General features: G+C 41.1%; 10 protein-coding genes. 8 read left to right on the forward strand and 2 right to left on the reverse strand.

The annotated features are described in order from the left end of the window. Window positions 1-214: 214 nt before the first annotated feature. The 5 genes from L1D46_RS17190 (at window position 215) to L1D46_RS17210 (ending at window position 7,451) form a co-directional block, all read left to right on the forward strand. Window positions 215-2,410, forward strand: coding sequence for a pre-peptidase C-terminal domain-containing protein (locus tag L1D46_RS17190; RefSeq protein WP_130052602.1), 2,196 nt, complete (start codon window positions 215-217; stop codon window positions 2,408-2,410). A 54-nt stretch (window positions 2,411-2,464) separates the two neighbouring features. Further along, on the forward strand, window positions 2,465-4,327 hold the full coding sequence (locus tag L1D46_RS17195; RefSeq protein ID WP_130052601.1) for a M28 family metallopeptidase: 1,863 nt from the start codon (window positions 2,465-2,467) through the stop codon (window positions 4,325-4,327). Between the two features lie 104 nt (window positions 4,328-4,431). Further along, window positions 4,432-6,348, forward strand: coding sequence for an ATP-dependent DNA helicase (locus tag L1D46_RS17200; RefSeq protein WP_130052600.1), 1,917 nt, complete (start codon window positions 4,432-4,434; stop codon window positions 6,346-6,348). A 10-nt stretch (window positions 6,349-6,358) separates the two neighbouring features. Further along, window positions 6,359-7,051, forward strand: a complete 693-nt coding sequence (gene tsaB / locus L1D46_RS17205) for a tRNA (adenosine(37)-N6)-threonylcarbamoyltransferase complex dimerization subunit type 1 TsaB (protein ID WP_130052599.1) — start codon at window positions 6,359-6,361, stop codon at window positions 7,049-7,051. 76 nt (window positions 7,052-7,127) lie between these two features. Further along, entirely contained in the window at window positions 7,128-7,451 is a 324-nt protein-coding gene (locus L1D46_RS17210; RefSeq protein ID WP_062565644.1) for a hypothetical protein, read from the forward strand. Between the two features lie 87 nt (window positions 7,452-7,538). On the opposite strand, the gene L1D46_RS17215 is transcribed toward L1D46_RS17210, so the two are convergent. Further along, window positions 7,539-8,828, reverse strand: a complete 1,290-nt coding sequence (locus tag L1D46_RS17215; protein WP_054563873.1) for an alkaline phosphatase — start codon at window positions 8,826-8,828, stop codon at window positions 7,539-7,541. A gap of 110 nt (window positions 8,829-8,938) precedes the next feature. On the opposite strand from L1D46_RS17215, the gene L1D46_RS17220 reads away from it, so the two are divergent. The 3 genes from L1D46_RS17220 (at window position 8,939) to rnd (ending at window position 12,748) form a co-directional block, all read left to right on the forward strand. Beyond that, a complete protein-coding gene (locus L1D46_RS17220; RefSeq protein WP_239977937.1) occupies window positions 8,939-9,790 on the forward strand; it encodes an alpha/beta hydrolase in 852 nt (283 codons plus the stop codon). Between the two features lie 117 nt (window positions 9,791-9,907). Further along, on the forward strand, window positions 9,908-11,569 hold the full coding sequence (gene fadD, locus L1D46_RS17225; protein WP_130052597.1) for a long-chain-fatty-acid--CoA ligase FadD: 1,662 nt from the start codon (window positions 9,908-9,910) through the stop codon (window positions 11,567-11,569). 48 nt (window positions 11,570-11,617) lie between these two features. After that, window positions 11,618-12,748, forward strand: coding sequence for a ribonuclease D (gene rnd / locus L1D46_RS17230; RefSeq protein WP_130052596.1), 1,131 nt, complete (start codon window positions 11,618-11,620; stop codon window positions 12,746-12,748). A 34-nt stretch (window positions 12,749-12,782) separates the two neighbouring features. Here rnd and L1D46_RS17235 read toward each other — a convergent pair whose 3' ends face one another. Then, on the reverse strand, window positions 12,783-13,229 hold the full coding sequence (locus L1D46_RS17235; protein ID WP_130052595.1) for a hypothetical protein: 447 nt from the start codon (window positions 13,227-13,229) through the stop codon (window positions 12,783-12,785). Window positions 13,230-13,322: the final 93 nt, after the last annotated feature.

Genomic DNA, 13,322 nt, shown 5'->3' on the forward strand with positions numbered 1-13,322 from the left:
CCTAAACTCCGTTTGTTAACATTTTGTACATATGAAATCCATTATCATATTGTTATTTAAGGAATAATGTTTTAGAGCTAATACTTTACTTGTAAATTTTTTGTTTCATTTTCAATTTCGCTCCATTCAATCTAGGCTGGTCATTAATCGGGAACAGTGCAGTCCGATTACAAGGAAAACATTAAATACATAACAATCTAACGGAGCGTAAAACGTGAATTTATCTAAAATCACACTAGCAACTCTTGCTGCTTTTGCTTTGACTCAAGCAACAAGTGCAGTAGCTGCGAATAAGAAATACCTAAACGAACAAACAGGGATTAACCAAGCTTTGCAAACCAATGCGTCATCGGTTTTGAGTGCAAATCCAAATCAGTTAGTTGGTTTAGGTGCAGGGAATGATTTAGTGGTATTAAAAGAAATCAAAACCAGTAACGGCAATACGACGCGCCGTTACCAACAAATGTATCAAGGTCTGCCTGTCATCGGCGATACGGTTAGCCTTACATTTGATAGTAATGGTCAGTTAAAGCGTGCACATGGTGCAGCTGTGTATGATATTGCCGCAGACATCGATTCTGTGTCTCCGGCACTTAACAAGAAAAAAGCAGTCGCTAAAGGGCTTGCTAATTCACCCGCTGCAATTAAGTCAGTCGGGTTAAAAAAACATAATGAACAATCACGTTTAGCTATTTGGCTAGATGAAGATAGTGTTGCTCATCTGGTGTATGAAGTTACGTACGTAACTTATGGCGAAAACCCATCTCGTCCGTACCAAATTATCGATGCAAACAGTGGCGAAGTATTATTTAGCTTCGATAACCTTCAACATGCCAGTGCAACAGGCCCTGGTGGTAACTTAAAAACAGGCAAATACATTTACGGCACTGACTTTGATAACCTAGATGTTGCTCAGTCGGGTAGTACCTGTACGATGAATAACGCTAACGTAAAAACCATTAACTTAAATGGTGGTACGAGCGGTTCGACAGCGTATTCGTTCACATGCCCTGAAAATACTTTTAAAGAAATTAACGGTGCGTACTCGCCTTTAAATGATGCACATTATTTCGGTAACGTTATTTTTAATATGTATAACGATTGGGTCGGTACTGCGCCATTAACTTTCCAGCTGAAAATGCGCGTTCATTATGGCAACAACTACGAAAATGCGTTTTGGGATGGTAGTGCCATGACTTTTGGTGATGGTCAAAATACCTTCTATCCACTAGTAAGCCTTGATGTATCAGCTCATGAAGTAAGCCATGGTTTTACTGAACAAAACTCTGGCCTTGTTTATTCTGGTAAATCAGGTGGTTTGAACGAAGCCTTCTCTGATATGGCTGGTGAAGCGGCTGAGTTTTATATGAAAGGCTCAAACGACTGGTTAGTGGGTCAGGAAATTTTTAAAGGTAACGGTGCATTACGTTACATGAATAATCCAACCCAAGATGGTAGCTCAATTGATCATCAAAACAATTATTACTCTGGCATGGATGTGCACTACAGCTCAGGTGTATTCAACAAGGCATTTTATAACCTTGCAACCACACCTGGTTGGGATACGCAAAAGGCGTTCGTGGTCATGGCTCGTGCTAACCAACTTTACTGGACTGCCAGCACAAACTGGGATTTAGCAGGTAATGGCGTGATGGATGCGGCCTGTGATTTAAGTTATGACCCAGCAGATGTACAGGCGGCACTTGCGGCAGTCGGTGTGACTTCAAGCTTAAGCGCAGGTAGCAGTTGTGGTACGACTGAGCCACCTCCAAGCGGTGATGAAGAGCTAACTAATGGCGTTGCACGCACAGGGATCAGTGGTGGTGCTAAAGATCAAATGTTCTTTACCCTCGAAGTACCAGCAGGTGCAACAAATTTACAATTCAATACAACAGGTGGAAGTGGGGATGCAGATCTCTATGTAATGTATGGTGCAAAACCAACATTGAGCAACTTTGATTGTAAAAGCACTTCATCTACTAGCACAGAAAACTGCGCTATTAGTAATGTGCAAGCAGGTACTTACTACGTAATGGTGGAAGCTTGGAATGAAATTTCAGGTGTATCACTAACTGGTAGCTTTGATTCGGGCAGCGGTGGTGGTGTAACACCTATTAACCGCACTGAGTCTAACTTAAGTGTTGCTACAAATAGTTGGACTCGTTTCACGCAAGACCTAGATGCTGGGTATTCGTCACTTGATGTGACTATTTCTGGTGGTTCAGGTGATGCTGACTTGTATGTGAATTTTGGTTCGCAATCGACTACATCTAGCTATGACTGCCGTCCTTATAAAAATGGCAATAGCGAAACCTGTACATTTACAAATCCTCAAGCGGGTACTTGGTATATCGACCTTCGCGGCTATCGCGCTGCAAGTGGTGTAACACTCACCATTTCGGCTAACTAGCCACCCTTTTAGGGAGCTCCGGCTCCCTTTTTTTATTTTTAATAAGGAGCGATTATGACAACCCGCCTAAAGCAGTGCCTAGTGGGCTTTGCCACTCTGTCACTGAGCCAATTAAGTTATGCAGAACAAGACGAAACAATTTGGGTGACCATTGATGCCCTTGCTGCAGAGCACTTTCAACAAGATACAGTGAGTAAGCATAAACTAAACAGTAATTTTGCGATGCAAAAATCAGTGTTGAATCAAGTTAATTTTATGCGCGTTAACAAACAGGATATCGCTGGTTTAAGTGAATTTATGCACGATAATTATCATCGCTGTGGTGGTTTTGTAGCCCATGACTCATTAGCAGATGCAGAGCTATATACTCAGCAATTAAATGCGCTGTCGCAGACTGCGATGAATGCAAGCTTGGTAAATTACAGTATTGATAATGCCGCGACAGTCAATGCGCTATTATCATCGATTAATAGTAGTGAACTGAGCGATACGGTTAATAGCATGATGAACTTTCATAACCGTTATTATTCAGTGCAAAGTGGTGTTGATGCGGCTGACTGGTTAAAGAGTCATTGGCAACAAATTGCCAGTAGTCGTAGTGATATCAGTGTTGAGTACTTTAACCATAGTTTTTCGCAGTCATCAGTTATTGTAACCATACCTGGTGCAGAAAAAGCAGATGAAATCGTCGTTATTGGTGGTCATTTAGATTCAATCAATCAGTCAAACCCGAGTAATGGACGTGCTCCCGGTGCAGACGATAATGCCTCTGGCATTGCGGTGCTCACACAAACCTTGAAAGCGATTGTGGAAAATAACTACCAACCTCAGCGAACGATTCAAATAATGGGATTTGCCGCTGAAGAAGTGGGTCTTAGAGGCTCGAAAGATATTGCACAAAGCTATAAATCACAGGGTAAGAATGTTGTTGGCATGGTGCAATTTGATATGACCGGTAATAACGGCAGCAGCACCGATATTGTGATGATGACGGATTACACTAATTCATCGCAAAACCAGTATCTATCGCAATTGCTCGATGCTTATCAACCCACAGTGAGCTATGGCTTTGATCAATGTGGTTATGGCTGCTCAGATCATGCCTCTTGGTATCAGCAAGGGTTTGCCGCCTCAATGCCATTTGAATCTACAATGAGTGATATTAACCCAATGATCCATACATCAAATGATGCCCAGTTTGATGCGGCTCACGCGAGTAAATTTGCAAAATTGGCCGTGAGCTATGTTGCTGAAATGGCGAAGAATGCTGGTGATGTAGTGACTGAGCCAACTAATGAGCTTGCAAATGGTGTAACTAAAACGGGTTTGGCGGGCTCAGCAAAAGAGCAACTTTTCTTTACGCTAGACGTACCCGCAATGAGTAGTAACCTTGAGTTTGTAACTGAGGGCGGCTCAGGTGATGCCGATTTATACGTGAAGTTTGGCAGTAAACCGACATTACAAGACTTTGATTGTAAAAGTACTACCTCTACAAGTAATGAAAGCTGTGTGATGTCGTCTGTTCAAACGGGCACTTATCATGTCATGGTTGAAGCGTGGAATCAGATTTCGAATGTGTCACTTACGGGAAGTTTCAGCACTTCTGGTGGCAGCGAAAACATTGACAGAACTGAGACAAATATTAGTGTCGCAACAGGGAGTTGGCAGCGCTTTACTCAACAAATACCAGAAGGCCTTAGTAATTTTACAGTGACTATTTCCGGCGGTAGTGGCGATGCTGATTTGTATGTTAACTATGGCTCAGCGTCGACAAGTTCAAATTATCTGTGTCGACCCTACAAAAATGGTAACGAAGAAAGTTGTCAATTTGATAACCCGCAAAGTGGTACTTGGTATATAGATTTGCAAGGTTACCGAGCCGCTTCGGGCGTGACATTAACGATTCAAGGACAATGATTTAAGAGCAATCATACTTTTAACCATGAGGAAGCCTTGCTTCCTCATTTAGTCTTGCCCTTGGCAAGTCAGTTACGTAAAATCTGCTCATCACTTTTAATCTATTGGCGAAGTTTATCAAACAACTTTTCAGTGCCACTGGCCCCCTTGCACTTTCTCTTGATGGATATACTCCTCGGCAGCCACAAATTGACATGGCCGTTGCAGTTGACGATGCCTTAAAAAAACGTCACCAATTAGTGGTTGAGGCGGGCACAGGCACGGGTAAAACCTATGCTTACTTAGCGCCTGCGTTAAAATCAAAAGGCAAAACCATCATCTCAACGGGTTCAAAAGCACTGCAAGAGCAGTTGTTTCACCGTGATTTACCCAATTTAGTCAAAGCACTGAGCGCCACCAAAAAAGTCGCCCTTTTAAAAGGCCGCGCGAATTATTTGTGTACGTATCGTTTAAGTCAGCATGTCGCGCATGTGCCAACAGATGATCCAGATGTAATGCATCAACTTGCGATGGTGGCAAAGTTTGCAAGTGAAACCCGTTCAGGCGATTTAGCAGATTGTATTGGCATAGAAGAAGACGCCAAGGTACTGCCTTATGTTAGCTCAACCGCTGATAACTGTTTGGGTAAAGAGTGCCCAGATTTCCAAGATTGTTATATTCGTAAAGCACGATTAAATGCAATGGAAGCCGATGTGGTGGTGATCAACCATCATTTATTCTTTGCAGATATGGCAGTAAAAGACACTGGCTTTGCTGAACTTATGCCAACCGCCGATGCCTACATCTTTGATGAGGCTCATCAACTGAGTGAAATTGCCAGTGACTATTTTGGTGAAAGTGTAAGTACCAAAAAGCTGGTGGATTTAATTAATGATTTACGAGCGATTTACCGTGCCGATATTCCCGATATGCTGCAATTAGGTAAAACTCTCAACAAGTTAGAAACTAGTGTCGCAGATTTACGCTTGCAGTTTGGGCTAGATGGGAGTCGTGGTGATTGGCGCGAAAAGCTAGCCGATAAAGATATTTGTGCTGCATTGCACCGGGTGATCAGTGATCTTGACTTTTTATACCAGGTGTTGAAATTATGCTTAGATCGTAGTGAAAAAATCGAGCATCCGTTTGAGCGTACATTAGCCTTTAAAGGTCAGTTAGAGCGGGTATTTGATACTGCACAAACGGGCTATAGTTATTGGTACGAAACAACCCGCCGATACCTAACGGTGAACATTACGCCACTCAATGTGTCAGCTAAATTCGCACAAATGATGAAAGACACTGGGGCTGGTTTTGTGTTTACATCGGCCACTTTATCGGTCGATAACGACTTGGCACATTTTAATGCCAGCCTTGGTCTAAAACCAACACAAAGTATGATTGTTGAAAGTCCATTTGATTATCAACAACAAGCAATGCTTTGTTTACCGCGCTATTTACCTGAGTCTCATGCGAATAATATGCCCCATGCTATTATCAAGCTGACCCTTGAGTTGATTAAATCAGCAAAAGGTCGCTGCTTTGTGCTGTTTACTAGCTATCGTATGATGCATTTAGTGGCTGAAGGTTTAACGACACAAATGGATTATCCGGTTTATATGCAAGGGCAAATGTCAAAACGCATTATACTTGAGAAGTTTACCCGTCATGGTAATGCCGTTTTACTCGGCACAGCTTCATTTTGGGAAGGTGTAGATGTTAGAGGCAGTACATTAAGTTGTGTTATCATTGACAAATTGCCGTTTGCCGCACCAGATGACCCATTATTGCAAGCAAAAATGCAAGATTGCCAATTACAAGGCAAGGACCCATTTGCACATATTCAATTACCCCAAGCGGTCATTGCATTAAAGCAAGGGGTAGGGCGACTTATTCGCGATAGTAAAGATAAAGGTGTGCTGGTTATTTGCGATAACCGCTTAGTAACACGCCATTACGGCCAAGTATTTTTAAAAAGTTTGCCACCAATGCGCCGCACGCGCGATTTAGCAATGGCAAACGCGTTTTTAGAACAGATCAATTAGAGTAACTTAGATGATTAAACACAATATTCTTGCCTTAGATGCATCAACTGAAGCTTTATCGCTGGTGCTACATTATCAAGGGCAAACATTTCATCATTTTGAAGAGTGCCCACAGCAGCACAGCCAAAAAATCTTGCCTTTAATTGATGAGTTACTCGCTAAGGCGCAATGTAAATTAGCAGACTTAGATGTTATTGGGTTTGGTCAAGGACCGGGCAGCTTTACAGGAGTGCGTATCAGTGTCGCGATTGCGCAAGGCTTAGCATATGCCGCACGCTTGCCTTTGGTTGGTGTATCAACATTACAGATGATGGCGCAACAAGCATTTGAACAAGACAAAGTTAGTGATGTGTTTTCAGCGATTGATGCGCGTATGGGTGAAATATATTATGCCCACTACAAGGCTGATGAAAATGGCTTAATGACGCTTGTTGATGAAGAGCAAGTAATTAAACCTGAGTTGCTAACGTTACCTGAAACAGCAGCAACTGCGGTGGGCACTGGTTGGAAAACCTATCCTGCGCTTGTCACTGAACTTGCAAATGTAAGTCTAAATGAAAACATTTTACTGCCTGATGCGAAGTACATGCTAGCCTGGGTTGCAACTGCCTTCGCTAGCGGTGATACAGTAACTGCAGCGAATGCGCAGCCTAAATATGTTCGTGATACAGTGACTTGGAAAAAACTACCTGGCCGAGAATAAAGAGACGATTAACGACACTTGCGTGCTTGTCAGTTATGGCACATAATTTAGTCATGTTTGATGTGGAATTACTAGTTTGACTTTACCTATTGGCTCAGGCTTTTATACCGGTGACATTCCCGGTCAATATAGCCGTAAAAATACCGTTACTGATAAGCCTAAAGCGATATCAGATCAAACGGCTGAGCAAAAGTCGTCAACAGAGTATGTTAAATCAAGCCCTCAAGCAGTTGCTATTGCCGATGAATTTAAAGCTGAGTCGCAAAGCTACCAGCAAACAATTTATGATAAACCAAGCAACCCAAAAACAAGTCGTGCTATTTCAACCTACACTGAGTTTGCTAACTTAGAGCGCCGTGCCGAAGTGCAAAGCTTAATTGGCGTTGATGTATACGCTTAATTAATAAAGCAAGCAACTGAATTAAAATGAAAAAAGCCTAAACAAATGTTTAGGCTTTTTTTATGATTGGACAGTATTCAATATAAATTACTGTTTTATATAATCAATCAGTTTGTCGGCAATCGCGGTATTGTTTTGCGAACCGTAGAAATCTTCAGCACGTTTACCATAGGCAAATACTTGTACATCAATAGCGGTGTGGCCGCCAGTAGTCCAACCTGTGAAGCTTGCATGATTGATGATATCTTTTACAGCAAGTAAAAGTGCTTTATCACCCATTTTCTTAGCTTGGCTAAGCTTAATGCTGTTTGCATCAGTGAATTCGATATCAGAATACTTTTGCCATACTGCTTTTAAGTCATCGCTTTCAAGTAGATCTTTTGTGATGGTGCCAGCAGTTGCTTTAACACCTTTAACAACGTCTGTTTCCCACTTATATTGACCATGAGCACCGAGTGTTAAGCCACCTGTTGAGTGATCGGCAGTGATAACAAGCAGGGTATCAGGGTTTTTATCTACATACGCTTTTGCTTGTTCAATCGATTTAGCAAAGTCATCCATTTCGCCCATTGCACATGCAATGTCGTTTGCATGACCACACCAGTCAATTTGGCTACCTTCGATCATCACAAAGAAACCTTTGTCGTTTTGACCATCAAGTAAATCGAGTGCTTTCGTTGTCATTTGCGTAAGGCGCGTTGGATTTTCGTCAAGCGCAAACGGTAAACCGACTTCAGCGAATAAACCAAGCGCTGGAACTTGCTTTAAGTCATTCATTGCTGCAAAGTCATCGCTGTACTGATAGCCAGCCGCTTTAAACTCTTCTACAAGGTTACGGTCTTCACGAACGTAATATTTCGTGCCGCCACCTAACATTAAATCAACCGGCAATTTGCCTGCGATTTTGTTATCGATATAGTCGTTGGCAATCTCGTCATAATTACGGCGAGATTCGTTATGTGAAGCAAAGCTTGCAGGGGTTGCGTGGTTAATTTGTGATGTCGCCACTAATGCTGTGGTCATACCGCGTTCTTTGGCAACTTCTAGCATGGTTTTTACTGGTTTTTTATCAGTATCAACAGCAATTGCGCCATTATAACTTTTATGACCACTACTAAGAGCTGTTGCACCCGCTGCACTGTCTGTTACATAAGTATGATCATCTGGGTAAGTATGCGCCATACCACGTAAAATAGTATCGAAAACAGTTGGGTCAACAACTTTAGTATTTGGATCATCTTTAAAGTAACGATATGCAGTTGTGTACGCTGGGCCCATACCATCACCAATCATATAAATAATGTTTTTTGGTGCTGATTCAGCCATTACTGAGCCTGCTGAGCATAATAATGCTAAAAGACTTAATTTTAATTTCATTGATGTAACCTTATTATTGTGCCCTTATTTATACTGCGAGGATTATTGTATACTAGCCAGAGGATAAATAAACGCCTTTAAGTTGAAACGCTTAATAAATAGGAGTAATTGTGCAACCATTTTCTTTTCAAACTGGCACTCAGGCAATGCATGGCCTAACCTTTGGTCATGGCGATGAGGTCGTGATTGCCTTACATGGTTGGCTTGATAACGCACATAGTTACATACCTATGTTACAAAATGTGCAGCTTAACCAGCGTTGGTATTGTCTCGATTTTCCTGGTCATGGTTTATCAGATTGGCGAAGTAGTGACGCACACTATTACTTTATTGACTACATTGATGACGTTTATAAATTTGTTGAGTCACTTGATGTGACTAAAGTGCATTTAGTTGGTCATTCAATGGGGGCTATGGTTGCTGGAGTTTTTGCCAGCTGCTTTCCTGAAAAGGTAGCATCGGTAAACTTCATTGAGGGCATTGGTTGCGTTACAACCGACAGCAATGACGTGAGCAGCCAACTCCGTAAAGCGATTTTAAATAGAGCGCGGGTAAACAGTAAAGGCCCTCGCGCTTTTGACTCAAAAGCGCACATTATTAGTGCAAGGCTCGCAAGTGGTGACCTTGAATACCCACAAGCAGAGCTACTGATGACACGAAATTGTTACGAAAAAGCAGGTAAGTGGTATTTGACAACCGATCCAAAACTTAAAAATCACTCAGGGTTTCGCTTTGATGAGGCACAATGCATTGCAACCATCAAACAAATTAACGCACCATGTCAGCTTATCTTAGGGGCGAAGGGTTACCCTTTTGTTAAAGATAACCTAGAGGCATATGGTAAATATTACAAGGAGTTAAAAATTCATGAGATACCAGGAGGTCACCATTGCCATATGCAAAGTCCTGCATTACCCTTAGAGCACATTCATGCATTTATTGGGCAGTATAAAGCAAGTTAATTGTATAATTGCACCAAATGTGGGATTATCTGCACCATTAGAGTATTTACTCCATTGAGAAACTGCCTTAGTTAGATTAAGGTTATTAAAAAATATAATTATAAACAGGAGCTAAGAGTGGAAAAAATCTGGCTTAAACGCTACCCAGAAGGTATGCCTGAAACAATCGACCCTGAGCATTATCACTCGCTACTCGACTTGTTTGAAAAAAGTTTTGCTGACTATAGTGACCTTCCAGCATTTACCAACATGGGTAAAGTGTTGACCTATAGTGAGTTAGACAGTGCTACAAAACGTGTTGCGTCGTACATTCAAAATGATCTTGGTCTAAAAAAAGGCGATAAAGTAGCGGTGATGATGCCGAATCTACTGCAAACGCCTGTGACTATTTTAGGTATTCTTCGTGCTGGTTGTGTGGTGGTTAACGTAAATCCACTTTACACTGTGCGTGAATTAGAGCACCAGTTAAATGACTCAGAGTCATCAGCAATTTTCATTCTTGCTAACTTTGCCGATACCCTAGAAAAAGCATTACCAAAAACTAACGTTAAGCACATTGTGGTTACCCAAGTGGGTGATATGGTGGGCGGTCTTAAAAAGCACATTGTTAACCTTGTGGTTAAGCACGTTAAGAAAATGGTGCCTAGCTACACATTACCAAATGCAATTAAATTTGCAGATGCACTAGCTGGTAATGAAGCGAGTTACAAAAAGCCTGAAGTTGATTTAAACGACTTAGCATTCTTACAATACACAGGTGGTACAACGGGTGTATCTAAAGGTGCAATGCTATCTCATGGCAACATGGTTGGTAACCTTGAGCAAGTATCTGGTTGTTTAGATAATGTACTAGAGCGAGGTAAAGAAGTGGTTATTACGGCACTGCCGCTTTATCACATCTTTGCATTAACTGCGAACTGCCTAACATTTATGAAATATGGTGGTTTAAACGTACTTATCACTAATCCACGTGATATGCCGGGCTTTGTAAAAGAGTTAACACAACACAAATTCACTGCGATAACGGGAGTAAACACCCTATTTAATGGTTTATTAAATACCCCGGGTTTTGCTGAGCTTGATTTCTCGAGCTTAAAAATGTCGCTTGGTGGTGGTATGGCGGTACAACGTCCTGTAGCTGAAAAATGGCAAGCTGTAACAAAAACCAAGCTAATGGAAGGGTATGGTTTAACTGAATGTGCACCACTTGTAACACTAAGCCCATATGACCTTGACGGTTATAACGGTTCAATTGGATTACCTGCACCAAGTACTGATATCAAGCTAATGCTTGAAAATGGTGAAGAAGCAGCTAAGGGTGAACCTGGAGAGCTTTGGGTTAAAGGCCCACAAGTAATGCAAGGTTACTATAATCGCCCTGATGCAACAGCTGAATGTTTAAAAGACGGTTGGTTTGCAACAGGTGATATTGCAACTTACGATGATGAAGGTTTCTTCTATATTGTTGATCGTAAGAAAGACATGATTATCGTATCAGGCTTCAACGTGTTCCCAAATGAGATCGAAGAAGTAGTCGCAATGCACGATGGCGTGCTTGAAGTAGCTGCTATCGGTATCCCTCATGAGGTAAGTGGCGAACAAGTTAAAGTTTTTGTCGTGAAAAAAGATCAATCTTTAACTGAAAAAGATATAATAAAGCACTGTCGTGATAATTTAACGAACTATAAGGTGCCTAAACTCGTTGAGTTTAGAGATGAACTACCAAAAACAAACGTTGGTAAGATTCTCAGAAGAGCCTTAAAGGACGAAGAAAAATAATTAAAGCCGGCATTAGCCGGCTTTTTTATGGTAAAGAAAGGGGTATAAGTGCAATATCAACTGATCGAAACACAAAATCAATTAAATGATTTTGTAGAAAAAATAACAGGTAAACCGGTACTAGCAATTGATACTGAGTTTATGCGTCGTCGTACGCTTTACCCTGAAGTTGCACTTATTCAAGTATATGATGGAGAGCATTTAGCGTTAATCGACCCACTGGCTGAGTTGTCGCTTTTTGATTTTTGGCAAGTACTTAAAAACCCTGAGGTGTTAAAAGTACTGCACTCACCGTCAGAAGATATTGAAGTGTTTCAAAAATATGCCGGTTTTGTACCAACACCATTGTTTGATACCCAATTTGCTCTACAAATACTAGGCCATGGTAACTGCATGGGCTTTGCGCACATGGTTAAAGAATTACTTGATATTGAAATTGATAAAAGTGAATCGCGCACTAATTGGTTACAGCGCCCACTCACTGAGAAGCAGCTAGATTATGCCGCTGCCGATACGTATCACTTACTGCCTTGTTTTGAAATTATTAAAAAACAAATTGATGAAGCTGGCTTTTTTGAGATCGTGATCAGCGAAAGCGAGTTAGTTGCGCAAAAACGTGCTTATCAAACACCTGCAGAGCAGCTTTACAAAGACATTAAAAATGCATGGCAATTACGACCGCACGACTTAGCGGTATTGCGCGAACTTGCTGCATGGCGCCGTGAAAAGGCAGAGCGCAAAAATCTCGCACTTAACTTTGTGGTAAAAGAGCACAACATGGTTGAAATTGCTAAGCGTAAGCCTACAAGTTTAAATGCGTTACGCCGAGTGCCAGGTGTTGAGCCTATGGAAGTTAACCGTTCGGGCGTTGAAATTTTAAAATGTATTGAGCGTGGTAAAGCTGTTCCTGTAAGCGAACAACCAGCACAATTAAAACGTTTAATTGATTTTCCGGCATACAAAAAAGCCGCTAAAGATATTAAGCAAAAAATTACTAAAGTTGCAAAAGAGCAGGGTATTCCTGAAGATGTATTGGCCTCTAAAAAACAGATTAACCAACTGATCAGCTGGAATTGGAAGCTCGATGCCGATGAGCGTAAAACTGCATCAAAACCAGACCTGTTTAACTCATGGCGCTATGAGCTTGTAAAAGACGTACTTAAAGAGTGGCAAAACTGAGCAACAGCCTATTAAAAGGGCTTTGTACTCGTCACTAAAAGCCCTGAAACTTGCTGCGTTTACGCGTTACCTGTAACCAATGCAGCAAGTTATTATCATATCGTTTTAATCGTTGTTTTTGTTTTGACGTTAAATAATAAAATGGCGCAAATATAAAGTAGCCATGACCAATAATTACCACGCAGTTAAAACCATATTTAGAATATTGTTTAATTAGTTTAGTTTTGTTTGGCTCAATATGAACATTACCAAACGCAGAGCTATAAAAAATACCGTGGCGACATATCGTCAGCTCATTTTTACTGTTCAATATCAAAAATATAATTACAATCGATGTAAGCATAAAAGCCATTAAAAGTAGGTCATGAAGTGGATGCTTTTGTGATGTCACTTTCAGTATAGACAATGTTAAAACGGCTAAAGTTACGAGGATAGCAAGTGTGCTTTTCTCTGAACTCTTCCTTAAATTCAATACTTTCATTCTCAGTCCTTGAGAGGTTTTTCTAATATAGTACTTTGCTACTTAGATAAAACAATCTGCCAAAAAAATGAAAATAAATGCTATTTTTAATGG

This window comes from Pseudoalteromonas sp. Isolate3, from assembly GCF_022398505.1.
In the GTDB taxonomy this organism is placed as follows: domain Bacteria; phylum Pseudomonadota; class Gammaproteobacteria; order Enterobacterales; family Alteromonadaceae; genus Pseudoalteromonas; species Pseudoalteromonas apostichopi.

Excerpts from the sequence above, each read along its gene's own strand:
- L1D46_RS17235 (WP_130052595.1), bottom strand. The coding sequence starts at position 13,229 with ATGAAAGTATTGAATTTAAGGAAGAGTTCAGAGAAAAGCACACTTGCT.
- tsaB (WP_130052599.1), top strand. The coding sequence starts at position 6,359 with ATGATTAAACACAATATTCTTGCCTTAGATGCATCAACTGAAGCTTTA.
- L1D46_RS17195 (WP_130052601.1), top strand. The coding sequence starts at position 2,465 with ATGACAACCCGCCTAAAGCAGTGCCTAGTGGGCTTTGCCACTCTGTCA.
- L1D46_RS17215 (WP_054563873.1), bottom strand. The coding sequence starts at position 8,828 with ATGAAATTAAAATTAAGTCTTTTAGCATTATTATGCTCAGCAGGCTCA.